At 55.4% G+C, this 24,771-nt stretch carries 21 protein-coding genes and 1 pseudogene; 3 read left to right on the top strand and 19 right to left on the bottom strand.

All coding sequences use genetic code 11. From position 1 onward, the window contains the following. Positions 1–50: 50 nt before the first annotated feature. From FE784_RS33355 to FE784_RS33285, 16 genes are all read right to left on the bottom strand, one after another. On the bottom strand, positions 51–1,004 hold the full coding sequence (locus FE784_RS33355) for a carbohydrate ABC transporter permease (RefSeq protein ID WP_139606580.1): 954 nt from the start codon (positions 1,002–1,004) through the stop codon (positions 51–53). Then, the gene (locus FE784_RS33350; RefSeq protein WP_139606579.1) at positions 1,005–3,992 is read right to left on the bottom strand and encodes an extracellular solute-binding protein; all 2,988 of its coding nucleotides are present in this window, start codon (positions 3,990–3,992) and stop codon (positions 1,005–1,007) included. It lies immediately after the preceding gene. A gap of 27 nt (positions 3,993–4,019) precedes the next feature. Then, entirely contained in the window at positions 4,020–5,339 is a 1,320-nt protein-coding gene (locus FE784_RS33345) for an ABC transporter substrate-binding protein (protein ID WP_139606578.1), read from the bottom strand. 84 nt (positions 5,340–5,423) lie between these two features. Next, a complete protein-coding gene (locus tag FE784_RS33340) occupies positions 5,424–7,031 on the bottom strand; it encodes an FAD-dependent oxidoreductase (protein ID WP_139606577.1) in 1,608 nt (535 codons plus the stop codon). Positions 7,032–7,043: 12 nt separating this feature from the next. Continuing rightward, the gene (locus FE784_RS33335) at positions 7,044–7,874 is read right to left on the bottom strand and encodes a sugar phosphate isomerase/epimerase family protein (protein ID WP_139606576.1); all 831 of its coding nucleotides are present in this window, start codon (positions 7,872–7,874) and stop codon (positions 7,044–7,046) included. A 555-nt stretch (positions 7,875–8,429) separates the two neighbouring features. Next, positions 8,430–10,061 carry a response regulator gene (locus tag FE784_RS33330; protein WP_139606575.1) on the bottom strand — a complete coding sequence of 544 codons (1,632 nt, stop codon included), beginning with the start codon at positions 10,059–10,061 and terminating at the stop codon, positions 8,430–8,432. Then, complete coding sequence (locus FE784_RS33325; RefSeq protein ID WP_139606574.1) at positions 10,058–11,908, bottom strand: cache domain-containing sensor histidine kinase; 1,851 nt, start codon at positions 11,906–11,908, stop codon at positions 10,058–10,060. The genes FE784_RS33330 and FE784_RS33325 overlap by 4 nt, the downstream gene beginning before the upstream one ends. A gap of 51 nt (positions 11,909–11,959) precedes the next feature. Further along, the gene (locus FE784_RS33320; RefSeq protein WP_139606573.1) at positions 11,960–13,510 is read right to left on the bottom strand and encodes an extracellular solute-binding protein; all 1,551 of its coding nucleotides are present in this window, start codon (positions 13,508–13,510) and stop codon (positions 11,960–11,962) included. 979 nt (positions 13,511–14,489) lie between these two features. Continuing rightward, positions 14,490–14,852, bottom strand: coding sequence for a hypothetical protein (locus FE784_RS33315; RefSeq protein ID WP_139606572.1), 363 nt, complete (start codon positions 14,850–14,852; stop codon positions 14,490–14,492). Positions 14,853–15,359: 507 nt separating this feature from the next. Next, a complete protein-coding gene (locus FE784_RS41260) occupies positions 15,360–15,509 on the bottom strand; it encodes a hypothetical protein (protein ID WP_176706691.1) in 150 nt (49 codons plus the stop codon). A 215-nt stretch (positions 15,510–15,724) separates the two neighbouring features. Further along, complete coding sequence (locus FE784_RS33310; RefSeq protein ID WP_139606571.1) at positions 15,725–16,465, bottom strand: WecB/TagA/CpsF family glycosyltransferase; 741 nt, start codon at positions 16,463–16,465, stop codon at positions 15,725–15,727. 59 nt (positions 16,466–16,524) lie between these two features. Beyond that, positions 16,525–16,767, bottom strand: a complete 243-nt coding sequence (locus tag FE784_RS33305) for a hypothetical protein (RefSeq protein WP_425465580.1) — start codon at positions 16,765–16,767, stop codon at positions 16,525–16,527. Between the two features lie 664 nt (positions 16,768–17,431). Further along, a complete protein-coding gene (locus tag FE784_RS33300) occupies positions 17,432–18,355 on the bottom strand; it encodes a helix-turn-helix transcriptional regulator (RefSeq protein ID WP_139606570.1) in 924 nt (307 codons plus the stop codon). Positions 18,356–18,435: 80 nt separating this feature from the next. Continuing rightward, positions 18,436–19,602 (bottom strand): epoxide hydrolase family protein, encoded by a 1,167-nt coding sequence (locus FE784_RS33295; protein ID WP_139606569.1) that lies wholly within the window; start codon positions 19,600–19,602, stop codon positions 18,436–18,438. Positions 19,603–19,714: 112 nt separating this feature from the next. Beyond that, entirely contained in the window at positions 19,715–20,296 is a 582-nt protein-coding gene (locus FE784_RS33290) for a GNAT family N-acetyltransferase (RefSeq protein WP_139606568.1), read from the bottom strand. 91 nt (positions 20,297–20,387) lie between these two features. Next, complete coding sequence (locus FE784_RS33285) at positions 20,388–20,876, bottom strand: RrF2 family transcriptional regulator (RefSeq protein ID WP_176706693.1); 489 nt, start codon at positions 20,874–20,876, stop codon at positions 20,388–20,390. Positions 20,877–21,183: 307 nt separating this feature from the next. Here FE784_RS33285 and FE784_RS33280 point away from each other — a divergent pair, with 307 nt between their 5' ends. From FE784_RS33280 to FE784_RS33270, 3 genes and pseudogenes are all read left to right on the top strand, one after another. After that, the gene (locus tag FE784_RS33280) at positions 21,184–21,567 is read left to right on the top strand and encodes a DoxX family membrane protein (protein WP_246132302.1); all 384 of its coding nucleotides are present in this window, start codon (positions 21,184–21,186) and stop codon (positions 21,565–21,567) included. Positions 21,568–21,732: 165 nt separating this feature from the next. Then, positions 21,733–22,005 (top strand): annotated as a pseudogene (locus FE784_RS43010) (DUF6444 domain-containing protein); the annotation flags it as partial. A gap of 314 nt (positions 22,006–22,319) precedes the next feature. Beyond that, positions 22,320–22,793 (top strand): IS66 family transposase, encoded by a 474-nt coding sequence (locus FE784_RS33270; protein ID WP_176706692.1) that lies wholly within the window; start codon positions 22,320–22,322, stop codon positions 22,791–22,793. 303 nt (positions 22,794–23,096) lie between these two features. On the opposite strand, the gene FE784_RS33265 is transcribed toward FE784_RS33270, so the two are convergent. From FE784_RS33265 to FE784_RS33255, 3 genes are all read right to left on the bottom strand, one after another. Further along, positions 23,097–23,276 (bottom strand): hypothetical protein, encoded by a 180-nt coding sequence (locus FE784_RS33265; RefSeq protein ID WP_139606565.1) that lies wholly within the window; start codon positions 23,274–23,276, stop codon positions 23,097–23,099. Between the two features lie 96 nt (positions 23,277–23,372). Continuing rightward, positions 23,373–23,894: a hypothetical protein gene (locus FE784_RS33260; RefSeq protein WP_139606564.1), complete on the bottom strand. Its 522-nt coding sequence runs from the start codon at positions 23,892–23,894 to the stop codon at positions 23,373–23,375. Between the two features lie 211 nt (positions 23,895–24,105). Beyond that, on the bottom strand, positions 24,106–24,768 hold the full coding sequence (locus tag FE784_RS33255; RefSeq protein WP_139606563.1) for a hypothetical protein: 663 nt from the start codon (positions 24,766–24,768) through the stop codon (positions 24,106–24,108). Positions 24,769–24,771: the final 3 nt, after the last annotated feature.

Here is a 24,771-nt window from a genome sequence, read left to right as displayed (position 1 = left end):
CGTTCCTTACCGCTTCATCTCTTTGCAGACAATTCCGTCGCACACCGCCCTCACATGTCCTTCGACGAGAACAGCCGCATGCAGACGCGTCCGAGCACGAGGGTGACGAGGAACAGAAACACCGCCACGGCGGAGGCGTAGCCCAGCTCGAACCGGATGAACGCGTAATCGTATAAATGCGCGACGATCGTATGCGCCGCATAGTTCGGGCTCGGCATGCCGACGAGCACTTTGGCGATATCGAACACGGCGAACGAAGCGACGATCGCGTTGACCGCCCCGAACAGCAGCTGAGGCTTCATGAGCGGCAGCGTCAGCAGCCACAGCTCCTGGAACTTGCCGCGTATGCCGTCGATCGCGCCCGCTTCGTACAGCTCCCCCGGCACGTTGCGCAAGCCCGCGAGAAAGACGAGGAAGCCGGAACCCATGCTCATCCATAGCGAGACGAACATGACGACCTTCAGCATCGTGTCCGGGTGCTGCAGCCAGAGAACCGGCTGATGCTCCAGTCCGAGCTCCAGCAGCAGCGAATTGAGCAGCCCGTACCGGTCGCCGGAGAAGATGTACATCCAGACGACGGCCAAGGCGACCGAGCTCGTGATCGAAGGCGCATAGAAGCCTAGCGCGAATACGTTGCTGAATTTCAGGTTGTTAATAATCCAGGCGAACAGAAACGAGATGAAATAACTGAGCGGCCCGGTTACGAGGGCGAAGGCGAACGTGTTGCGGATCGCCGTCAGGAAGATGTCGTCCTCGAGAAACAGCTTGCGGTAATTGGATATCCCGCTCCATTCGGGAGTCTGCAGCATGTTGTACGACGTGAAGCTCAGCACGATCGACCAAAACACCGGCACGATCGTGAACACCGCGAACAGCAGCACGAAGGGGGCGAGCATCGCATATTGCAGCCCGCGCGCCCGCATATGGGCGGCGAAGCGGCTCCGTTTCGCGCGAATCGGCGTCGGCGCCGCGGCTTGCATGACGGTTGCGGCTCTGCTTTCCATTCAATCCCCCTCCCTCTTCCCGCCTTTTTCCCCGGACGGGCGCTCGACCGCATATTCTTGCCGCTTCAGCCGCAGCTCCTTGTCGATTTCCTTCACCGCTTCCTCGAGCGATTCGCGCGGATTTTGACCGGAGAGGACGACGCGGTTCCAGGCGTTGCCCAGATGCCGTCCGGTAAAATAACCTCCCAGCACGACCGGCTGCTCGCGGAACCATTTCCACTGCTCCTCGAAGGCGGCCAAATCCTCCTTGCGCCACGGCAGCTCGCGGAACGCCGCAACGTTGGCCGTATTCCACCGCGCCTCGACGCCGAGCAGCGACTCCAGCTCGCGGCCGAATTGCGCCTGCGTCTCCCGGCTCATCCACCATTTCAGAAATGCCCACGATTCCGCCTGCCGCTTCGATTGCTTGAAGATGAGCGACGCCTTCAGCCCTCCTCCCGAGGTTCGGTCGATCGTGCCGTCCGCCCGTCTCGTCCCCGGCGCCGGCGCGATCGCCCAACGTCCGGCAAGCTCGGGAGCCGCCGTCGACAGCTGCACGTACATTTGGTAGCCGGCCAGCCCGATCGGCATTTTGTCGGCGCGCATCCGGCTGAAGAAGTCGGCCTGGATCGGAACGCCGTAGTTCGTGTACAGATCGGTCCATTTTTTGAACGCCTGGTAAGCTTCCGGCGTCGACAGCCCGGATTCGCTGCCGTCGGCGTTGTAGAAGCTTCCGCCCTGCTGGTACAGAAACGGGTCGATCGTGGACGGCACATAGGCGTCCATGCCGCTTCGTTGAAGCGCCGGCAGCATCGAGAGCAGATCGTCCCACGTCTCGGGGATGCCGAGGCCGAGCTCCGCAAGCAAGTCTTTGCGATAAAACAGCACGTTGAAATCCTGCGTCTCCGGCAAGGCATAGTCACCGCCGTTATAGCGGAACGGGATAAGCGCTCCGGGCAAAAACCACGAGGCCGCCTCCCGGTAATCTTCGAACCGGTTAAGGTTGACGACCGCATCGCGGAAGGCGAATTCGGCCGGCAGCGTGCCGTCCACCCCGATGGCCGCATCCGGCGCCTCGCCCGAGCTGAGCGCGAGCAGAAGCGTGTTGACGTGGCCGACGCCGAGCTGGCCGGCCGGGATCGTATTGACGTTGACCGCGATGCCGCTTTGCGGCGTGAAGCTCTCGTCCGCCAGTTCCTTGACCAGCTGGGCCCATTCCCGGCCGTTGCCGACCCATACGTCGATCGACGTCTGCGAGCCGTCCGGCGTATTGCCGATTTGATCGTAATTTTTCGTAAACGAGCGCCAAAAGTTTTTGAACATGACCGCGGTCCGCTGCCATACGTTGGAACGGACAACCGGCTTCTCGGCCCCAGCCGGCGCGATCCAGAAATAATCGAGCGCAAGCGGGGAATCGCCCAGCCCGAGCAGCCAGCTGCCCAGCTTCGTCTGGCTTGCCGCCAAGTCCTCGAGCTGTCCCGGGATGCGATCCGGATTCGCGGCCATGCTTCGGAACTGGTCCCGGACTCCGGCAAGGCTGTGCACGATGGCGGGGGAACGTCCGGTAAGGGCGCGAAGCTTCTCCATTTGCCCTTCCAATTCGTCGCCTATCTTGTTCACGTCGCCCAGCAAGCCCGGAATCCGCTTCTCCAGCTCGTAGCGGTAATTCGGGTCCGGCGTGGAGCCGGTTACCATCTGGATGCTCCGGAGCAAATCGGCGATGCCGCGGATCGTACCGTTAAGCGAGTCGACGATTTCCCCGTAAGGGCCGACTTGGACGGTCATCCGGATCGTATGCGTGCCTTTGGACAAAGCGAATTCGTACTCTCCGCTCCCGTCGCCGAGCGTCTCCAGCCGCCAGTCCCGGCCATAGGGGAACTTGTATTCCTGCAGCTCCCGGAACGGCACGGTTCCGTCGATCTCGATCCGGCGGTAGACGGGCAACCCGTCCCCCCACCATTGTCCCGTCTTCAAGCCGATCCGGTACAAGCCGGTCTCCGGAACCTCGAACGTCCAGACGATTTGCTGTCCGCCCTTGCGCCATCTCCAGCCGCCCATCGTATTCAGCCGCTGGTATCCGTCCGCCTTCGGCTCGACGCGGGGATCGGAGTTCGTTTCCATGCGGAGCGACGGATCGGTTTTGTATGCCGTTTGTTCCGCCTGCACCTTGACGGGCTCGGCCTTCGCCGGTACCAAGCCGTTCGCCTCGTACCGCTTCTTCAGCTCGGCGTAAGCGGGGACCGGCTCGGGCGATACGAGGGCGACGGCGGCGAGCGCGACCGGCTCGCGGAGGCGGCCCATGCGGAGCGTGCGCTTGCCCCGCTCCGCGTAGAAGCGCAGCGGCTCCGCGTATTTCCCTTCGCCGTCCGTCAGCCGGGCGGTTTCCCAGCGCGGAACTTCGGACTGCTTCGGCCGGACGTCGTCCCCCTGATTGTTGACCGTAACCGTCCCCTGGTCGCCCCAAAGCCGCGGCATCGTCAATCGCTGCGCTTCGTTGAACGGAAACGCGCCGTCCAGAGAAACGCTCCTCTCGATCGCGGTTCTGCTTCCTTCGACCGGGTAATACGTCAGCTCCAGCTCGTAAAAGCCGGACTCCGGCACGTCGAACGTCCATTCGATCCAGTCGGTCTTCTCCGTCCACAGCAGCGTTTCTTCCCGTTTGTCGCCGATTCCCGTTCGTAGCTGCGGCGCTGCCGCTGCCGCTGCGTCCGTCCCGGAGGCCGAGCCGCCGTAGCCGCTGTAAGCGGAGGCCGGCAGCGAGAGGCGCAGCCCGGCCGTATCCCGCTTCCCTTCGGCCATAAGCTTGGCGATCGCGTCGTCATAAGCGGGCAGCTGCTGCTCCGTATACGATGCGTAGGCGATCGGCTTGAGCGTATTCGCGCTTCTGTGCTTCTCGGCGAGCGTCTCTCCGCTCCCTCGGGCCGCAGGCGCCACGGCCTCCCCGGCCAGCAGACACGCCGCCAGCCATACGGCGATGGCCGCTTTCCGCCGCTTCAGGTGCAGCGCCATAATCGATTCCCCTCCTTGCACGGCGGTTTACTTGTATTGCTCCACCAACGGCTTCATTTTGTCGGCAATCGTCTTGGAGGCGACCTCCGGACTCGATTTGCCGCCGAACACCTCGCTCGTCGCCTGCACGATCGCCTGCTGATACTGCTCCGTAAACGGAATGGACGGGAACGTCACGACGTTGGCATGTTTGGACGCTTCGAAAAATTCCTTGAAGCCCGGCACGTCCTTGAACACCGCTTCGTCCATCGCCTTCGGAGTGGTCGGCAGGTTGCCGATCGCCGCATCGAATTTGGCCATATTTTGCGGCTTCATGAACCAATTGAGAAACTCCCACGCTTCGTCCGGATGCTTGGCGCCCTTCGGAATGTACAGGGTGCTCGCGTTGACGACGGCGCTGCCCTTCTTGCCCGGCGTCTCGGCGTCGTACGGCATCGGCGCGATGCCGTACCGGAAGCCCGCCGGAGCCGCGTTCTTGATCATCGTGCCGTACCACTCCCCGGCGGATACCATCGCGTATTTGCCGACGAAGAACGGGTCGTCGGGCTTGCCGCTTTGCCCGAACGTTTTGTAGAAGGCATTCAGCTTCTCCGCGCCGCCGACTTTCTGATACAGGCCGTTCATGAAAGCAAGCGCTTTAATGAAGCCGGGCGACTGGGGCGAAATTTCCTGCTTGGCGAAATCGTAGAACCCGCCGCCGAGCATGTACGCATAATGGTAAATGTCCAGATTCGGGTTGATCGCGAGACGCTTGATTTCGCCGCTCGGTTCGACGACGTTGAGCTTGTCGTAATAGTCCTCGAGCTGCTGGATCGTTTCCGGCGGCTTGTCGTAGCCGGCCTGCGCGAGAATGTCCTTATTGTAGAACAGCATGCGGATATGCATCGCCAGCGGCAGCGCATAGGTCGTACCCTTATACTGTGTCTGTTGAATCGCCGCCGGGACGAAATCGGAGGCCTTCATTCCGCTCTTCTGCATGAACGGGTCGAGCGGCGTCATCGCCCCTTGGACGCCCCATGCGGCGCTGTTGTAGCCGAAATTGTTGGCTACGTCGGGCGGACTGCCTCCGGTAATGGCCGTCAGCTGCTTCTTCTGGTCCGTCTCGAGCGTTCCTTTCACGACGATGCGGTCCTGGCCCGCATTGAAATCGGCGATCACTTTTTCCATCGCCTCGCCCTCCGCCCCGCGCCAGCTGTACCAGAAATTGATTTCGACCTTTTCCTTCGGCTTCGCCGGCTCCGTACCGGCCGATTCGGCCGGCTTGCCGCCTGACGAGCAGCCGACGATGGCGGCCAGACAAACCGTGACGACGGCGAACGTCGTCCCTTTCATGGCCTTCCGCTTCATGCGAACCACTCCCTTTAAATCTCATATGATCAATAAATTTACATTTATTGCGTCGCAAAAGCCCCTGTCTCTCACCCGTTGTCCTTATACCGCGTGAACGGAAGGCCAAGCAAGCTCGACTCCCATCGCGGCCAGCGCCTTCTGGAAATCGCCCAGCACTTCGGCGCTGCCGCGCACCTCCCTCGGCTTCAGCCCGCGCGCGAGACAATAAGCCGCCAGCGCGCCCGCCGCTTCGCCGATGTTCCATTCGACCGGATGGAGACGGTAGCAGCCGTTCGTAATATGCGTCGTGCCGATGTTTTTGCATGCCGGCAGCACATTGTCCATACGTACCGGAATCAGGCTGCCGAGCGGAATCTGGAAGGGCAGGCTGGAAATGTCGATATAGTTCCGTCCGCCGGTGCTCGGATGAAGGTCGATCCGGTAGCAGCCGATACCGATGGAATCGGGGTACGCTTCCGCCCGGATTCCGGATGCTGGCGAGGATGTCTTCGCCCCTTCCTCCTCCCGGCACGCCTTCGACAAATGCTGCTCGACCACGGTGAATTCCGCCCGGATGCGGCGCGATTCGCGAATATACGGCGCTTTGGCGAGTCCGTCCCCGGTGCCGACCACATCGGGCCTCAGCCGCAAGCCGGGATAGCCGGCTTTGCCGTCCTGACGCGGCGCCTCCGTCTGCATCCAGTACAGCAGCGACAGGCTCAGCTGCTTCGCGCGCTCCAGATGAGCTGCGCGTTCCTCCTCCGGCACATCGATGATCGGACCGAGCCAGTAATCGTTTTGCGGCCAATTGACGAGCGTAATATCGCTGTCATACGTCCCGGCGGCAAAATGCTCCTTCGCGGCGATGCGCCGGTACAGCCACAGCGACGCGCCGCCGTCGCCCGGAAACAGCCCGTACGTGCGGGGCGCCAGCGTAATCGGATTGCTGCCGGTCCAGCCGAGCAGCGGGCCGGGCCAAAAGTCCGGCCGATACGACCGCCAAAAATCGTAGTCCCGCGGACGCCCGATCGTATGGTTCTCGCCTTCGCGGTAATCCATCGCGAAGCAGTACGTAAACCCTTGCATGTCGGCGGGCCGAGCTGCTTCGGGAGCGTGCGGCTCGCCCGTCGACCGCCGAGATTCCGCGCCGGCGACGTATTCGACGCCTGCCAGCGGCAGCAGGTCGCCGCATTCGGTGGCGTCCAGAAAAAACGATGCCGCGATGTCGACAAGCTCCTCCGATTCGAGCGAACGGACGGTTACCGCTTTCACCTCGTCGCCGGCGACCTCCGCCCGAACCGGAACGTGCCGGTGCAGGATGCGCACCTTGCCGGCGTGTACGTACGGCGCCATCATCTCGTGCAGCGCCGCAAGCGCCGCCCGGGGTTCGTGGCAGAGCCGGCTGACGCCGCCCCCTCCCGGGTTGAGCGCGGCCGATCCGAACGCTTCCGGCGTTAACGGGAAGTTCCGGCGGTAATATGACCGGACCGTCTCGCGGAACCGACGGTACGACCGCGTGCAGCCGAACGACTCGATCCACGGATGCTCATCCGGCGGCACTGCCTGGCTCGTCAATTGACCGCCGATCCAATCCGTCTCCTCGGTCATGACGACCGTTTTGCCGAGCCGGGCCGCCGCAAGCGCCGCCGCGCAGCCCCCGGTTCCGCCGCCGATAATCGCCACATCGGCTTGCAGCTCCTTGTGCTTCATCGCCATCCTCCTTCACGCATAGGCCGCAGTCATTCGCTCGAAATTGCGATAGCTTTGGCGAATGCCCTCGACGTCGCTGCCGAGCCCTTCGTATTCGAGCACGAGTCTCCCCCGGTAGCCGGCATCCGCCAGCAGCCGCAGCGTCTGCGGAAGATCGGTATCGCCTTCCCCCGCCGGGACCCCTTCGTATGTCCGGCCCGATAACGATTTGTAGCGCCCGCCCGGCTGCTCCTTGAAATCTTTGAAGTGCACGTGGCCGACATAAGGTAGCAGCGTCTTGGCCGCTTCGAGCGGATGCTCGTCGACGAGCAGGAAGTTGCCGGTGTCGAACGTGGAGCGCAAGGAGGGAGAATCGACGCGGTCGATGATTTCCTTCACTTGCTCGCCGCGTCCGGCAAGCTTGCCGTGATTTTCCAGACAGAGCGTAACTCCCGCCGCCTCGGCCCGCTCCGCCGCTTCCTTCAACCCGTCGACAACCCACTCCAGCGCGTCCCGGTACTCGATCCCGTCGATCCAGTTGCCCGAGAAGACGCGGATTACATTCGTGCCGAGCTTCTGCGCCAAAGGAATGTCGTCGGTAATTTTGCGCAGTCCCGCCTCCCGTTCCCGCGGATCAGGACTGACCAGGTTGTTCGATACCGCATAGCTGACCACTTCGATGCCGCAAGCTTTCGCCGTTTCCGCCGTCTCGTCGAGCTCGGCCGCGGCGTCCTTCCAAAAATGGGCGAGCAGTTCCACCTTGTTCCACCCTTCCGCTCCGCAAAACCGCAGCCAGTCGGCCGCGCTCCACCCTTTCTCCCTAACCGTCCGGTGCATGCTGTACATGCTCAGCGACAGTTCCATCCGGGTCACCCCTTTCCATCGGGACGGCCGCCCGTTTCCGGCGGCTTATTCCCTGTTCGAATTTATTATAGGCCGGGGGCCGGAACGGTTCCTAGACAACAACCATGACCTTTTATTAAGCTTTCATGACCAGCGGCGAAAAACTGTGACGGCAAATTAGCATCCTTTTCTCGCGCGAAACAATCCTTTGAGAACATAGCGGAACTTGGCTCCGTTAAAGTCATAGCTTCTGACTTGATTCCGAATTTAGCGAAACGGAGCTCCGTTATTTCGACCTTTCAGGAGTGAAGTCGGACGAAAACGGCAAAATAACGGAACACTGTTCCTTTGTTTTGCTGCCGATGTCTCGTTACGGGTAAGTAGCGGAAGCTCACTCCGCTATTCCGTTGCTTCCGAAGGGGATGAAGGCGCTTCGCCCATCGGGCTCGTGACGGATGTGATGCTAAGGCAAAAAAAAGCCCGTCGGCGGCAGCCGGACGGGAACGTGCGCCGCGAGCGGGGATGCGGCCGTTTTTATACATTTTTTATTCTTTGTTTCCGGTCTGTTATTCCTTCCTACGCCCGCTGCGTCCCGAAATTATGCTTGATCTCGCCGGGAGACACGCCCCAATATTTGCGAAACACCTTCGTAAAATAGCTGACATGCCCATAGCCGGTCATGCTCGCCGCATCGTATACTTTGACGCCGCGCAGCAGCGCCGATTTCGCATGCTCCATCTTGCGCTCCAGCACGTAGGCCGAGAACGTCTTGCCGGTCTCCTGCTTGAACAATCGGCTCAAGTAGGAGGAATTGACGTACATCCGGTCGGCGACGTCGTACAGGTTCAGCTCCTTGTCGATTTCCGACTCGATCAGCGCCAGCACCGTCTTGATCGTGTGATGTCCGCCCGACTTTCGACAGCTGGCCGCGTACCCGGCAAAGCAACGGACGATGCGGCCGAGCCACTGGCGAATTTGCGATTTCTCCGCGAGCCGCGGCAGGTCGTGAAAATAGACGTAATCGTCGCCCGCCAGCTGCTTGAGCGGCCAATCGTGCTGGTGCGCCGTTCGGACGAACAGGCTGCAGACGACCAGCAATTGCTCGCGGATTTCTTCCGCGGACCCGGCGTGCTCCATCCGCTCTTCCCACCATGTGTCCAGCGCGGCGCCCGCCCGCTCGAAGTCGCCGGTTTCGAGCGCCGATTCGAGCTCTTTGCGGGAGGCGGTCTGCCTCTCCGCCGTACTGCCGGCTTCCTCCTCATCGTCTCGACGCTCGCGGAACGGAATGGCGATGTTCGGCCCGAGCGCCGCGCGTTCGTTCAACGCGCTTGTCGCTTCCCGGTACAGTCGCTGCACGGGCTGCACCGAGCCGGCGCAGCCGCTGATTCCGGCACTGGCCGTAACCTTGAGGCATTCCTTGACATTCGTCAGCACTTTGACAAGCTGCAGATGAATACGAAGCAGGAATTCGTCCGGCGGTTCGCCTGACGAGCCGGCGAAGACGACGACCGTCGCCCCTTTCGCATCGGGAAACAGATGGCAGGGCATCCCGTGAAAGTATTCGCCCGCGATGCATTCCACGGAAAAGCGGAGAAGCGGCGCGTCCTGCTGCAAAAAACGCTCTTCGCCCTCCAACAGCGGATCGATATCGATTACCGCCAAGGCGTATTGGTCCGAGCCGCGAAGATCGAGCTGGACCTCGTCGCCCTTCCGATCGATTTCCCAGGAAGCGTATTTGCCGGACAAGCAATTTTGCCAGTACAGCTCCCGCAATCGGGGCAAATGCTCCTCCCATTTCCGCAACAGCGCTTCGCGGCCGTGCTTCTCGTCCAGCATGCGTCGCAGCTGACCGGCCGCCACCCGGACCGCTTCCATAATTTCCAGCTTTCCCGCCGGCTTGAGCAAATATTGGACGACTCCGTATTCCATCGCCCGCTGCGCGTATTCGAAATTGTCAAGGCCGCTCAAAATGATAATTTTCAGTCCGAGTCCGCCGTCCCGCACCCGTCTCGCCAGCTCCAGACCGTCCATGTCAGGCATCTGGATGTCGACGATGGCGATGTCCGGCATTTTCGTCTCCATCAGACGCAGAGCTTCGATTCCGTTCGATGCGGTACCGATTATCTCGAAGCCGTTCTCCTCCCACGGTATATGGGTAACCAAACTGTTGCGCAGCTTCGCTTCGTCCTCGACGATCATCAGCTTCATGCCGTTTCTCCCCCTTGAACCGATTGGCACGCTTCCATCGGCAGCAGCAGCTTCACCCGGGTCCCCGCCCCCGGCTCGCTGTCGATCCGAAACGACGCCTCATCGCCGTATACGATTTTCGCCCGGGCGACGACATTGCGCAAGCCGAACAAATCTTTCGATTTATTCGGATCGAACGGGGACAACACCCGGTTGTCAGCCGCCATAGTCGCGCCGAGCTCGCGGCGTATATAGTCGAGCCGATCCCCCGACATGCCGACGCCGTTGTCGGCGACTCCGAGAGCCAGAAACTTCCCTTCCGCCTTGGCGGAAATGGTCAGCAAACCGCCGGAGGCCGCCTTCTCCAGTCCATGCAGGATCGCATTCTCGACCAGCGGCTGGAGCAGAAGGCGGAGTACGCCGGCCTCCTTGACCGCATCGTCCACATCATACACCACCGCGAAATGATGCTGGAACCGCAGCTCCTGGACCCGTACGTAATAGCTCAAATGCTCGATCGTTTCCTTAACTGTTGCCGTTTCCTGCCCTTTTTGCAGGCTCAGCCGGAAAAACTTCGACAAATTGTACACCATGTCCCCGATCTCCTCCGCTTCGTATTCCTGCGCCGTCCAGTAAATCGAATCGAGCGTATTGTACAAAAAGTGCGGGTTGATCTGCGATTGCAAAAATTTCAGCTCGGCTTTGGACGCGCGCAGCTGCTGCTCGTAATAATCGCGAATCAGGCTTCGCTGATCCTGGGCCATCTGATTGAACGACTCCGTCACATAGCCGAGTTCGTCCTTTCTGCCGTTATCGAGCGTCACGTTCAAATTGCCGAGCCGGATTTGCTTCATCCCGAACGAAAGGCTTCGGAGCGGAGCGGCGATTCCGCCGTACACCATCCAGGAAATCCAGAACGCCAGCACGATGCTGATCGCGATGATCGTATACGTGAACAGCTGCAGCTGCCGGTTCTCCTCGTACAGTTCCGCCTCCGGCTGCAGCATGACGAGCGACCAATGGGTTTGCGGCGACCGGACCTTGACCGCAAGCATGGACGAATCCCGCTCCGGCCAAGACACCCGGACCGTCTTCGCGCCGTCGTCGCTCCACTCGCTCAATCTGGAAGGAGCCCGTGTCGGATCGGTGCCGACCACCAGCCGGCCCTCGTGATCGTACAAATACGCCTGCGCGTCCGCGGAGGGGAGCGACGAGGCGATCAGCTGCAGCAGCGAATTTTTTTTGATGCCGAGAATAATGAAATTGGGCGAAAACGATCGGTTGTTCGCGTTCATGCCGCGAATCAAGTAGACGCTTTCCTTGTTGAACGCGTACTCTCCGCGCAGCGGGTATCCGTTCTCGTCGGGAATGTGCAAGTAACTGAAGCCGTTCAGCTCCGCCGCCTTCCTGTACCACGGCTCGAGGGAAGCGTCCTTCAGACGGATGCCCCCGAAGCGGGAAGACAGCAGCGTATCCGTCGGAGCATGCAGCACGGAGACCTGGTACAACATATTGTTAAGCGCCACGATATCGGACAGCTCTCCGATAATTTCCCCGAAATGGACGACCGATTGGACGGACAGCTCGGATCCCGCCTCCGACAGCCAGCCGTTGACCGCCTGGTTGCGGGTGAGCAGGTTGGATATTTCCTCCATGTTGCGCATCGTCAAATCGATATACTCGACAGCCGACTGGAGCAGACTTCTGGTCCTGTCGCTCGTCTTGGCCTCCAAAATTTGATGGGAGCGCATGTTGGCGAACAGGCTGACCGCCACGAGCGGGACGAGGATAAGAAGGAAGTGGACCGTGAGCCGTACTTGGATATAACGGGTAAAGGCGTCGTGTACGAATCTCCATAATCGTTTCATGCGTTCTCCAGCCTTTCCCCGATTCCATGCTCAAGCTGCCGCTAAATAGCGTTACCGGTACCGCGAAAACCAGGCATTCGCCTCGGTCGTCATCTCCTTGCCCCCGTCCTTGTACCACCGTTCCGCAAACCGGTCGAACGCCTCGATCGGCTCCACCCCGGCGACGATTTTGGTGAATAGGCTCTCCTGGACCGCATACAGCTTTGCCCCGTAAGTCGTCATGACCGGCGTGGGGGGGCCGGTAAACCGATTCGGAATGAGGTTTCGCGAAATGCGCTGCAAATTTTCGTACAACCGAAAATGGACGCCAAGCGAATCGAGCCTTTCCCGGTCGACCTCCGGATCGCCCGCGTCGGCCAAGGCGCCATATATGCCCCGGTAGCTTTGTCTGTCGTGCTCCTCGAAATTCGTCACCATCCGCCCCCCGCTGCGCGTCCATACCTCATTCTCGAACCCGAGGTTGAGCGTACGGTACCCGTCTCCCGCGATAAAATTGAGCAGCCGGATGGCGGCCTCCGGATGCTTGCTCGTGGCGGGTACGACGTTGAACATGCGGGCGATCGCGTTGTCGGCTACGCCCCGCAATCCGTCAGGGCCGCTCGGATAGTCGAGCGGAATCCATTCCGCCCGCGGATCCGCCTTGCGGTTCGCTTCGATCGGCCCCCGGGTGTCGTACCAGACGGCCGAGAACAGGCCGGCCTTGCCGGCGACGATTTTCTCCTCCAGCGAGATCAGCTTGTTGATCGGGAATTCGGGATCGATCCATTTGTTCTTGTACAGCCCGGCCAAATAGCGCAGCGCTTCCTTCGTTTCCGGCAGCACGCCCGCGTAGACGAGCTTTCCTTCGCGCTCGTACCAACCGTTCGTCTGCGTGCCGAACGCCCCGAAGAAAGGAGCCGTGCGGACCAAGCCGCTGCCGATCAGCAGCCCGACCGTATCGTTCTTGCCGTTGCCGTCCGGATCGTCCTCGGCAAATCTCCTCATGACCTCCGCATAATCGTCCAACGTTACGGGCGGCGCCATCCCGAGCCGGTCGAGCCAATCTTTGCGCGCGTACATGATTTCGTTGCCCCTGACCGAATTCAGGCTCGGCACCGCATAAATTTTGCCGTTGAACCGGACGAGATCCCACGCCTCCTGCGGTATTTTCTTCTTCAAGTCGCTTCCGTATTTGTCGATGTAGTCGTCCAGGGGGAGCAGGGCGTTGCGCTTCACGTAATCGGCTACCCAGCTGTTGCTTGTCGTGCTGATCAGATCGGGCAGCTTCGAAGACTCCATAATGACGTTCAGCTGTTCGTTATACCCTTCCTGGAGCGGAAGCTTGATGGAAATGTCGAGGCCGGTTTTATCCTCGATATAATCGAGATACGGATTGCGATTCTCGTCGTAGCCCGGGGGAAAGCTGTAGTAGGCGCCCAGCGCTACGACCGTTATCGGCTCGCGGCCACCGTTCGCCAGCTCATTTCGGGCCTTCGGCCCATCCGGCGTCGCGCCCAACAGACCGTATAACGCTATACCGACGGCCGCGGCGCCCAATCCCGCCGCAATCGCCGCATACAAGCGCGGCTTCGGGGCAACTAAAGGGTCCGATTTTTCGTTCATCGCTTCGCCACGCCCCTTTTGCTCTCTTTATCGAATCCGTCATCCATCCATTGGCTAGCTCTTTCTTTTATTATATAAGAAAGCGTTTTCAGTCGAGCAGTGAAATTTGATGACATTTTGTTATACTTCGATGACGGTTTTATCAGCTGTAAATATAACCCAACTGTTGTATTCGACTCCCCTCCCCTCATTCCTTTTCGGGAGGCCGTTTATCCCGTCATGTGAATAGCTGACACAACAGCATGAAAAAAAGGACTGTGCGTGTGCCCAGATCTTCGCTGAAAAAAACTACGACAGCATAATCCGCATGCAAGCTGGAGGCGTTCTGATGAGCTTGATAACACGTTGCCTGTTTATAAATAGCGACACTGGATTCCGTTATTTTCTCGAATTTCGCTACACTTCTGAAAATAACGGCACAGGCTTCCGCTATTTCGATCTTTCGGAGTAAAAATGGATAGTGAGCAGCGTTATAGAGGAATGATTTTCCGTTATTTTACTGTCGAATCTGCTTTTCGCATCAATACCATACGCCAGTTCCGCTATTTTATGGATTCGCAGTCTCGCGAGTACCGGCAATGGCGGCCAATCTTCACCGATCATCCGATGTATGCGCTTCTGTGTGCGATTTATATGTCCCCGAAAAAAAAGAAACCCGCTGGCAACGGGCCACGGGTTCAAAAATATATATTAAAAAGGGGGTCTACTACATAATACCCTCGGAACATTAGCGGAGGATGAAGCGGATATTACATTTGGATTACATATGTGCCTTGCCAACGTTCTCTCGTCAGAAGCACAATCCTATACGGTTAAAATGATACCAGACACTCTTGGAATTTTGTGTGGAGTATGTCCAGCACGCTTGCTGAAGCGCTGCGAATAGAATGCGAAGCAAAAAAGAACCGTCCTTGCCGGGCGGTTCTTCCTCTGTCCGATTGTAATGCTCTGCCGGTTCAAATAACAAGGTTAATCATTGTCACTTACTTGCATCATACTTCTCAATCCACTCTTTTGCGCTCGCCCATTCCTTTACGGGGCTTTTCTCCTTCAATATATCTTCACAAGCTTTGGCCATTATCCACTCTCTTAACCCGCTCCGACCATTTGTCCTCAATTCGTTGGTTAAATATAGTAGCGCCGTATCCCCCATGCCTACTATTTCTTCGTATGCGCTTAATTCGCTTTTTATGTAGTCATACGGATTGCTCGATGCCATGAACTGCTTGTTGGCCGTTATTTGATTCAGATTATCTTCGATATCGCTTGTGTTCTTCTTTTGATTGCAGCCGGTTAACAGTATTGCAATGGAAATCAGAAATACCCCTAAGGCTACTCTCATTATTTTTCCTCCAATCGGATATGCACGCTCTCCTGACTACTTATTAGACGAAGACCCGTATAGGGTAGTTGCGCTAAACTACCCGATCTAACATAGTCCTGCGTTTGTTTCTAAATCCAAGAGCGAATTATCGCGCTCGATAACTCGGCAAAAGGCGAGCAGTTTCCGCAAGTATGCTTCAGCATATCAAATGACTACCTATGATAAGGTTTCCCGTTTGATGGCCTCTTGTCATCATGCGAACATATAGCTTTTCTTCTTCCCCGTCGCGATTTGTAATCTATGTCCGAATGGGCGATGATTGCCGTTCGTTCTTCCATTAGAGCATTTTTGATAAAACCGGCGTTTCGCAGCAAGCGGGAGCTGCCACTCGCCAAGGTGTTGATAAAAGTTTCAATCATGGAATCTATTCTTACTCTTTGATTAGGTAAAGTTGTGATAGCTATCACATTCAAAATCGGTTGAAAAGTTGGTGAAAGCGGGATATTCATACTACCCGTAAATTGGTTAGAGGAATACATTACTCCCGTCGCTCCCGTTGCTCCCGTTGCTCCCGTTGCTCCCGTTGCTCCCGTTGCTCCCGTTGCCCCGTCGCTCCCGTCGCCCCCACAGCCCTGACTCGAAATCGCTATTGACTACGAGGTTGTTGAACGACATTGTGGAGTCACCTTCCAATCTTCATCAATTGCTTGTCTTCCTGCCCGAAGGGTAGCAGTAAAGCATGTATTATTATAGGAGGAGTCGGAAGATTGGAGCGAGCCCCATTTCACGCAAAAGAACCTCCAAATCCACGTATTCAACAATAAGTGGACATGCAGGTTCTTTTTTATGCATAAAGTTCATTTCGACTTTCGGGACAGCCCGTTATAGGATCAAATCCGCTTTTCTCTATATAGCAAAGCTCTTAAAGCAAAGCGCGGCAAAATCAATTGCCTCCTCCATCGCGACGGCTGTTGAATAAGCCTGTACAGCCACTCCATATGCATGCTTTGCCAAATCTCCGGCGCCCGCTTCACTTTGCCCGCTATAATATCGAGACTGCCGCCGACACCGATGGCGATTTTGGCGTTAAGGCTGTGCTTGTACTGGTGGATCCAACGTTCGGCGTACGGAGCCCCCAGCGCTACGATCAAGAAGTCGGGAGCCGCGGCGTTGATTTCTTTGACGATTCCGGCTTCTTCCTCTTTGCCGAAAAAACCGTGATGTCTGCCCGCTATCGCGACATTCGGATAATGCTCGCGAATGACTTCCGCCGATCTTCGGCTCGTCGCCTCGTCCGCCCCGAGGAAATAAAACGACCACCGTTTCCGATTCCCGACCTCGAGCAGCTTCAGCAGCAGGTCGCATCCGGTGACTCTCTCCGGAAGGTGCCCGCCTCTTAGGCGGGATACCATGACGATGCCGATCCCGTCGGCCGTGACAAGGCCCGCCTCCTCTATGATCGAGCGCAATTCCCGGTCATGCTGGCACGACATGACGATTTCCGGGTTTCCCGTTACGACGTGGAACAATCCGTTCTGCTTTCGTTCCACTACTTCGCCCAGCATTTGCAAGCTTTGCTCTACCGTCATTTTCGGAAACGATATTCCCATGATTTTGGCGACGTTATCCATGGAGAAGCCCCCACCCCCGGCTGTAATATCCATATGGTACCACATTTCCGTTGGACGGGCTATCCGGTCATAGTCGGAAGCTCGGCCGCATACTGCTTCGCAAACAGCTCCTTGTAATACCCGTTTCGGCCAAGCAAGGTCTGATGGGTTCCGCTCCCCACAATGTCTCCGTCCTTCAGCACGAAAATCGTATCCGCGCGCACAATCGTGGACAGGCGGTGGGCGATCATGATCGTCGTTTTATCTCTCCCGAATCGACGAATCGATTGCTGCACCAGCTTCTCGCTCTCCTTGTCCAGCACACTGATAGCTTCATCCAATACAAGGATGGACGGGTCCTTCAGAAAGACGCGGCCAGCGCGATTCGCTGCTTCTGCCCTCCGGAAAATTTGATCCTCCTCTCGCCGATTTCCGTATCGTAGCCGTCGGCCAGCTTGAACTACGCCAGCATAATTCGCATACAGAAGTGCTTGCATCGTATGAGCTGTGAAGGCTTGCCGCCATTGCCGGCTCTCGCGAAACCCCGAATCCATAAAATAACGGAACTGACGGATCTTATTGACCCAAATTACCGTGTCAATATCAAAATAACGGAAAACCGCTCCGCTTTTCCGCTGTTCACTACCCATTTTCACCCCGAAAGATCGAATTAACGGAAGCCTGTGCCGTTATATTCAGAAATGCAACGAAATACGGGACAATAACGGAATACAGCTCCTCTATTTACGGCCACATGCGGCACCCGATTCATCAAAAGGCCTCCAGGTTGTATGCGGATTACGCTGTCGTAGTTTAAAATGGAAATCCGCCATATCATATAGTCTGATTGGAATTAGGACATATAACCTCCTTTCGCTTGCACGTCACAGAGCTTGACGCAAACCGTCCCTTCTGACACCTACGAGAGCTGTTACAACTCTTTTTCGACCCCACAGCTCGACCTGATTCGCCTTGCCTGCCGGGACGTCACTCGACCTTGTAAAGTCGGGCCATATTCGCAATATGGCGCCGCAGCTCCGCAATTAAATCGGGCGGCTCCAGTACCATCGCATAGCTGCTGTAGCTTAGAATGCTCTGAACCGCCCGTTCCGTTGACGAATACTGGGCGGTTACGGACAAGGTGCCGTCCGAATTGGCGGTTACTTGGTCAAATCCGAACTCATCCCTTACCCTCGTTTTGACCTCCGGTTGGAAGCGCAGCACCGCCCTCACCTTGGCGAAATTCGCTTGGCCCATGAACTGCCGTTCGACATCCTGCAGCGTATAAGGACGACGGACGAACGTTTCAGGCAAGCTCCTCAAACGGAGCATACGGGAAATTCGGAATACGCGAATATCGGAGCGGGTGAGACAATAGCCGTATAAATACCAGACGTACCCTTTCAGAAAAAGTCCCATCGGCTCGATCGTCCGCTCGGTTTCGGTCCCCTTGTTATCCAAATATTCAAAACGGACTGTGCGCAGCTCCTTGATCGCTTGGTGAAGCGGGCCGATCTTCTCCTTGTCGTTCGGGGTCGGAGTGAAATCGAAATCCACATGATCCGTGCCCGCGGCTCCCGACTGGGCGGGCATTAAAGCGCCTATCCGCTCCAGAAGCCCGTCGATGTCCGAGCTGTCCGTAGCGGATCGGGCCCCGCGCAATGCGGAACAAATCGACGTAAAATCATCGAAAGATAAGATTTGCTTGTCTATGCGATAGCCCGACATAATCTCGTACCCTCCGTCCGAACCGGGAAAGGAAACGATCGGAATGCCGGACTGATTGATCGATTCCATGTCCCGATAAATCGTACGCAAGGAAACCTCGAAGCGCTCGGCCAATTCGGTTGCGCTGACGCGGGTTTGATTCAATAAGGTCATCGTAATGGCGAGCAGCCGGTCCAGCTTCACTTGAAGTTCCCCCTTGACGGAAAACAATCGTCACATGTCCAGATTCCTATCATTTCTACATGTACCGCCCCATGACCTTCTTATCTGTAGCGGCGGAAAAAGACTTGCAGATCGGGGGCCAGAAGATCCGGCGCATCCATCGCGGCGAAATGGGTGCCGCGTTCGAACTCCGACCAGTGCACAATGTCGGTGTTGTCGCGCTCCGCGAACCGTTTCATCGATTTGAAGTCATGGCCGAACACGGCCACGCCGGTCGGAGACGCATTCGGTCCTTGCGCCGCCTGCTCGGAATTGTGCACATTCTCGTAATACAGGCGAGCGGACGATTCGGCCGTATTGGTTAACCAATACAGCATAACATTCGTCAGAAACGCGTCGCGATCCACGAAGTCCACATGGTCGCCGAACCCGTTGAACAGCTCCGCAATCCAAGCGAGCTGGCCTGCGGGAGAGTCCGCAAGTCCATAAGAGAGCGTCTGCGGCCGGGTCTGCTGAATCCCGTTAAATCCGGCCCGTTCATGGAAATTCGCCAGAAACTGAAGACGCTTCTGATCTTCCTCGGACAGGTCGACCATTTCCGCCGGATCGCCGGACGGGAAGGAGAACAATTGCAATACGTGGATGCCGAGCAGGCCTTCCGGCTGTTGAATGCCCATCTCCCGCGAAACGAGCGCTCCGCAGTCGCTGCCATGAGCGCCATATTTCTCGTAGCCCAGGCGGTTCATCAATTGTGCCCAAGCTTTGGCAATACGCGATATATTCCAGCCGGGTTCGAGGGACGAGCCGGAAAATCCGAAGCCGGGCACCGACGGGATGACGAGATGGAAGGCGTCCGCCGGGTCGCCTCCGTGGGACCGAGGATCGGTAAGCGGACCGATCAGGTCCAGAAACTCTACGATCGAGCTCGGCCAGCCATGAGTAAGAATAAGCGGAAATGCGTCAGGCTCGGGCGAGCGGACATGCAGGAAATGCACATTTGCCCCGTCGATCGTCGTCGTGAACTGCGGGAGTTCATTCAGACGCGCTTCGTGCTTGCGCCAGTCGTACCCGTTCTGCCAATAGTCGGCCAGCTGCTTCACATACGGCAGCGAAACGCCGTATTTCCAGCCGGAGCCCGTCAGAGCATCCGGCCAGCGCGTACGGGACAGGCGGTATTGCAGGTCGTCCAGATCGGCTTGCGGTATGGCGATGCGGAAAGGGCGGATTTCGGTATGTACGGCATGGGAAGTCGGATTAGAAGTGGTCATAAAGTTTGCCTCCTCGAATTTGGGGTGTTCTCTGCTTGACACTTCTAATCATAAACGACGCACCCTGACAACATTATGTCAGGGTGCGAAGGAGATCGATCCTTTTATTTTTTTAAGCCAATATCGTTTGGAGTTTTTGCTTAACCGCCGGCCATTCCTCGTCGAGAATGCTGTACACGACCGTATCGCGGACATATCCGTCATACAAAGTCCGGTCTTTGCGCAGCACCCCTTCCTTCGTCCCGCCGATCCTCGCGACCGCTTCGTTCGAGCGCGTATTCCGGCTGTCCACCCGAAATTGGACGCGGATCGTGCGTTTGACCTCGAAGCAATAGCTCAGCAGCAAAAATTTGCATTCCGTATTGACCCGCGTACGCCACACTTTGCTCGAATACCAGGTCCAGCCTATTTCCAAGCTTCGATGTTCGGCCGCTATATTCAACAGTCTAGTCATGCCGACAACCTGCCCGGTTTGTTTATCGTACACGACAAAAGGCACTTCCGTTCCTTGCTCCTGATCCTGCAACGCTTCCACGACATGATGGGTCATATCCTCCAGCTTCTCCATTCGGCTGGGTAAAAACGTCCAAACTTCCGAGCTGTCGACCGCTTGAAACAACTGTTCTGCATGGCTAACCTGCAAAGGAATAAGCATTGCTCTCTCGCCTTCCAAAGTTACCGCATCCGTTCTCATCGCGTTCCTCCTTGCATAATGGGGTGGGCAGTTCATCCACCCTGCCGTGGGCTGGCAACAGGGGGATAATACGGCTCAAGGCCGTTCCCGGCTACGACTGCCGTTCGATTAGCTTCCGAAGCAGATCCAGACGCTCTTCCTGCTCTCCGGGCGTCAGCTTCGAATGGATCGTTGCGGCCATGGCGGACAGCTTGACGCCGCGAAGGTGGGCGTACATTTTCTCCTCCGCCTCCCACATTTGTTCATGGATTTCGCACATGCCCGGAGCGGCTTCATAGCCGAGCGTATACGCGCGAATATTCGAGCATTGAAACATATGCTTGCGGCCGTTCACCGCCATAAATACGTCATAGAACGAAATGTCCTCCGCGGGACGGCCGAGCTTGATGCCGCCTTTGCTGCCTACGCTGCTGCGGACGATGCCGGCTTTGGCCAGCTGGGTGAACATCTTCGCCAAGTACGAGGGCGCAAGCCCCATAAAAGCCGCCAGCTGTTTAATATTAACCGTCATATCGCCGGGAATGACGGCCAAGATCGATACGCTGTGCAGAGCGTACTCCACGCTGAGCGAGTTATTCATGATCGGATCTCCTCCCCGATGAATGGACGACTCCATTGTACCAGAGCGGATAAATCGCGACAATAAACAGCTTTTTTATCGTTGACCGTTACATTCGAAAAGCTCCTTGCCTTAGAAGAAGCCGGCTGTCGGATTACTACCGCTCCAGCCTGTTGCTCCAATCCGCCGGTATAGAGTCGAACAACTGGAAACTACATCGCGAAAAATTAATTACGATAATAAATATCTTAATTATCGTTGACAATTCTTTCCTTCGGAATATAATTAAGATATCCATTGTCTTAATTTCGAAAAGGAGCTGATACACGTGCGAAATCATCCGGTATTCCACATTCTTCGTTATGCGGTAGGACTTATTTTTGTTGCCGCGGGGTTGAACGGTTACTTCGTGTTTTGGGGACTCGAGCCGTTTCTGCCGGAAAGTCCGGAAGCCCTCGAGCTGCTCGGAACGGGCTATTTGCTGGTGATGGAGAAGTCTGTCGAGCTGATCGGCGGCCTGCTGCTGCTCTGGGGCAGGTTTATTCCGCTTGGCTTGGCCGCGCTCTTCCCGCTGACGATCAACATTGCCGCCTTCCATCTATTCCGCGACCCGCAGCTGCTATTGCCGGTACTCGGGCTAACCGCCGCCCATCTGTACCTGCTATGGGTAATACGGGACCGTTACCGGCCGCTATTCGTTTATCGGCTATAGTGGGCTGGTTGGCTACAGTTGGAGAAATAGTGAACCTGAAGTTATATTAATGAACCCATATTCAGTAATAATGAAATGGGGTGTTACTCCTTAGGTCCCCCTTCTAAAAAGAAAAATTTGGTTAATAACAGGTAACCAAGTTTTCTTGAGAAAGAGGGAACCTCGATGAACATCAAGGAAGAGGATATCCATCGAATTAGTCACCAACCGCCAAGTGAAATTGCCAAGGTACTGACCGACTTGTACGCCCTACTCGCTGAACAGTCCGAGCGGTTTGCCGAGCTGTCGGCTCATAACGCTCAACTGACCAAACGAATTACCGAACAAGCGGCCCGGATCGAGGAACTGGAAGACCAAGTCGCGAACCTGAAGCGTCAGTTGGACCAAAATAGTCAAAACAGCCATAAACCGCCGTCTAGCGACTCTTTCCGCAAACCGACGAACCTACGCAAGTCCGGCGGCAAGAAGGGAGCTCCCAGAGGACACCCTGGGCACACTCTGCATCAGGTCGATCATCCGGACACGATCGTCATCCATCGCGTTACGGCTTGCTCCCAATGCTCGGCCTCCCTGGAGGGAGAACCCTGCGAAGGATACGAGAAACGTCAGGTCTTCGACCTGCCGCAACCGCGCATCCTCGTCACCGAGCATCGCGCGGAGCGAACCTGCTGTCCGCACTGCCATTCCCGGCAGCAAGCCGCTTTTCCGGATCGGGTCACCGCTCCCGCCCAGTATGGGGAGAGTTTGACCGCGTGGGCCGTGTATTTGCTTTCGTATCAGATGCTGCCTTGCGGCGAGCCTGCGAACTCATCGCCGATCAGACCGGTCATCGCCCCAGCGAGGCGACGCTGCTGGCCTGCTTGGAGACCGCGCATGAGCAATTGGCACCTTACGAACAGACGATTCGCGAGCAGGTGCTTGCCACCCCAGTTGCGCACGCGGATGAGACCGAGATTCGGATCGAAGGCACCCCACAGTGGCTCCACACCTTTTCTACCCCGGAATGGACGTTTCAGGCGGTCCACGACAAACGGGGCAGCGAGGCATTCGATGACATCGGGCTCATCCCCCGGTATTCCGGCATTCTCGTGCACGACTGCAATATGCCGTATTTCAAGGACGGCTATTCGTTTGAGCTTGCCTTATGCGGCGCTCATCTGAAACGGCTCGAACGACGCTATACGACCATTCTCCACGACGGCGAAACCGAATGTCAGCAAGGCTGAAAGCGGGAGAAAACCGGTGAATCCCGACAGCCCACCAATATGTCACAGCTTGTCGGTTGACAAGAACTTGATCTCATAAATGACAAAACTTTATCCCATTCCCGTCTCCCGCGCATATAAAAAATGCACATAAAAACATCGCCCCGAAGGCGATGTCAAATACACTCAATCATTGAATTGTAAGCCTGAATACATATCGATCAACGTAATCACGAATTGATTTATTTTCAACGGTTGGTTTATCAAAGACTCTCATGGCAACACTTAGTGGTGTATAAGATTTCATTTTACGTAATGCTTTCTTCATGTTTTTGGAGCAAATGCACAGTCAATATCTATTATTTTTGTTGGCAGCATTGTTTCATTCTTAGCAATTACTTTAATCACTTGGTTTTGTCCGACATCTGCATGGTGTTTGAAAATTGCTTTAGGCTGACTCTTTTCTAGCATTATTCTAACTTGACTCCAGTTAGGGACATGCATTTGCTCTGAGCCCTCCTTTGCAATTAAAGCCACGATACCAATACGAGCTATATATTAGCTCGGTCTGTAATGAATTCCTAGAATGTTGTATTATCCTTAATTACTTATCTCTGTCAAATCTAAAATACTGCCGTTAATCAAATCGTTCTTGCTTAGTGACACTTCCCTTTTTCCACCTATCCAAGACATGTCAATTTTAATGTTTGAATAAATATTATTCAATTTCTCTATTTGTTCCTTATTCATTGAGGAAAATTTGTTTATTGCTGTTTTCTTTGAATAAATAATCTTATTTCTATTTAAATTTTTAGAATCTTTAGCTGGCAAATTCATTGGTTCAGTTATAAAACTTAGTAATTGAGTGAACTCCTTCATTTGGTCATCTAATGAAATATCAGCATCAAAATTAATAAGTGCTTTTGCAGATTCGTTTGATAACACCAAATTGTATACAATATAATCCTTTCCTTCATCCGTTTTTCCAGCTTCATAGGTTATTGAATACTCTACTCTAATGTGTGCATTATTTGAAAAAACGGTTATTGTATAAATCAATGATGCTATCACTGCTATCACAACAGCAAGAGATCCACCAATGAAAATTTTCTTATTCTTCATAATAAACACGCTCCTGACATAAACCTGCCGTTTTTCTTTATAAAGTGCATTCTTTGAAGAGATATCATTTTAATAAATATACTGAGGCAAGAATTTTTGCCTCAGTACATTATCATTCAACTAAAAATCATGGACGGAAATTAGTATCCATAATAATGTTCAGGTATGTGTATCGTTGGATGATATCCATAAACAACTGAAGCTCTAGCCTCTATTTCTGAATAACTTGAATATGGTGCCCATTGTGCGGTCTTTGGATACGGGAAGTCAATTGTTGACTGATGTGCAAACCCTTGGGTATCAACAAAATATCCCCAACCATGTTCATATACCTCTCTCGAATGGGAGTAAGCCAAAGATACCCAGTCGTCTGGCACAAGTTGATTATCTTTAAGTAGTTCTTTGCTTCCGCTTGTTCGGAAGTGTCTGGAGTTACTGCGACAAACAGATTTGCTACACCATATAGTATGGAACCAACAAACGTAGATAAACCAAGTACAAGGGATATTGAACTATTTATGATGTTAATCCAAATACCTTTTGTACTACTGGCTGAAAAAAGGCCACTATTAGAATAAGCAATACTCGATCTAGTGTCCCCTACATTCGCCATTATCCCCATATCATTGGTTGCCTTATCCGAATAATACGGATATTTTACGTAGTCATAAGTATGTTTTTTCATAGTTTCTTCAAAAAACGCTGCAGCATCTTTTGGAGACATCGTTTTCATTTTTTCTTCCATCTCCAATAGTATTTCTTTTGTCAACTCCTTCTCTTTAATATCGATATGCTGAAATGATTTACTTGATGCATTAGCCGCGGATGGTAATATAATACAAAAGCACAAAAATACTATAAATATTCTCTTCATGGC

Source organism: Paenibacillus hemerocallicola (assembly GCF_006265175.1).
In the GTDB taxonomy this organism is placed as follows: Bacteria; Bacillota; Bacilli; order Paenibacillales; family NBRC-103111; genus Paenibacillus_AB; species Paenibacillus_AB hemerocallicola.
The sequence above is the reverse complement of the archived record's forward strand: the minus strand, read 5'-3'. Positions and strand labels throughout refer to the sequence as shown.

What these genes read in the sequence shown, in the direction of transcription:
- FE784_RS33355 (WP_139606580.1), bottom strand. Translation starts at nt 1,004, where the DNA reads ATGGAAAGCAGAGCCGCAACCGTCATGCAAGCCGCGGCGCCGACGCCG.
- FE784_RS33350 (WP_139606579.1), bottom strand. Translation starts at nt 3,992, where the DNA reads ATGGCGCTGCACCTGAAGCGGCGGAAAGCGGCCATCGCCGTATGGCTG.
- FE784_RS33345 (WP_139606578.1), bottom strand. Translation starts at nt 5,339, where the DNA reads ATGAAGCGGAAGGCCATGAAAGGGACGACGTTCGCCGTCGTCACGGTT.
- FE784_RS33340 (WP_139606577.1), bottom strand. Translation starts at nt 7,031, where the DNA reads ATGAAGCACAAGGAGCTGCAAGCCGATGTGGCGATTATCGGCGGCGGA.
- FE784_RS33335 (WP_139606576.1), bottom strand. Translation starts at nt 7,874, where the DNA reads ATGGAACTGTCGCTGAGCATGTACAGCATGCACCGGACGGTTAGGGAG.
- FE784_RS33330 (WP_139606575.1), bottom strand. Translation starts at nt 10,061, where the DNA reads ATGAAGCTGATGATCGTCGAGGACGAAGCGAAGCTGCGCAACAGTTTG.
- FE784_RS33325 (WP_139606574.1), bottom strand. Translation starts at nt 11,908, where the DNA reads ATGAAACGATTATGGAGATTCGTACACGACGCCTTTACCCGTTATATC.
- FE784_RS33320 (WP_139606573.1), bottom strand. Translation starts at nt 13,510, where the DNA reads ATGAACGAAAAATCGGACCCTTTAGTTGCCCCGAAGCCGCGCTTGTAT.
- FE784_RS33315 (WP_139606572.1), bottom strand. Translation starts at nt 14,852, where the DNA reads ATGAGAGTAGCCTTAGGGGTATTTCTGATTTCCATTGCAATACTGTTA.
- FE784_RS41260 (WP_176706691.1), bottom strand. Translation starts at nt 15,509, where the DNA reads ATGTCGTTCAACAACCTCGTAGTCAATAGCGATTTCGAGTCAGGGCTG.
- FE784_RS33310 (WP_139606571.1), bottom strand. Translation starts at nt 16,465, where the DNA reads ATGGATAACGTCGCCAAAATCATGGGAATATCGTTTCCGAAAATGACG.
- FE784_RS33295 (WP_139606569.1), bottom strand. Translation starts at nt 19,602, where the DNA reads ATGACCACTTCTAATCCGACTTCCCATGCCGTACATACCGAAATCCGC.
- FE784_RS33290 (WP_139606568.1), bottom strand. Translation starts at nt 20,296, where the DNA reads ATGAGAACGGATGCGGTAACTTTGGAAGGCGAGAGAGCAATGCTTATT.
- FE784_RS33285 (WP_176706693.1), bottom strand. Translation starts at nt 20,876, where the DNA reads ATGAATAACTCGCTCAGCGTGGAGTACGCTCTGCACAGCGTATCGATC.
- FE784_RS33265 (WP_139606565.1), bottom strand. Translation starts at nt 23,276, where the DNA reads ATGCATGTCCCTAACTGGAGTCAAGTTAGAATAATGCTAGAAAAGAGT.
- FE784_RS33260 (WP_139606564.1), bottom strand. Translation starts at nt 23,894, where the DNA reads ATGAAGAATAAGAAAATTTTCATTGGTGGATCTCTTGCTGTTGTGATA.
- FE784_RS33255 (WP_139606563.1), bottom strand. Translation starts at nt 24,768, where the DNA reads ATGAAGAGAATATTTATAGTATTTTTGTGCTTTTGTATTATATTACCA.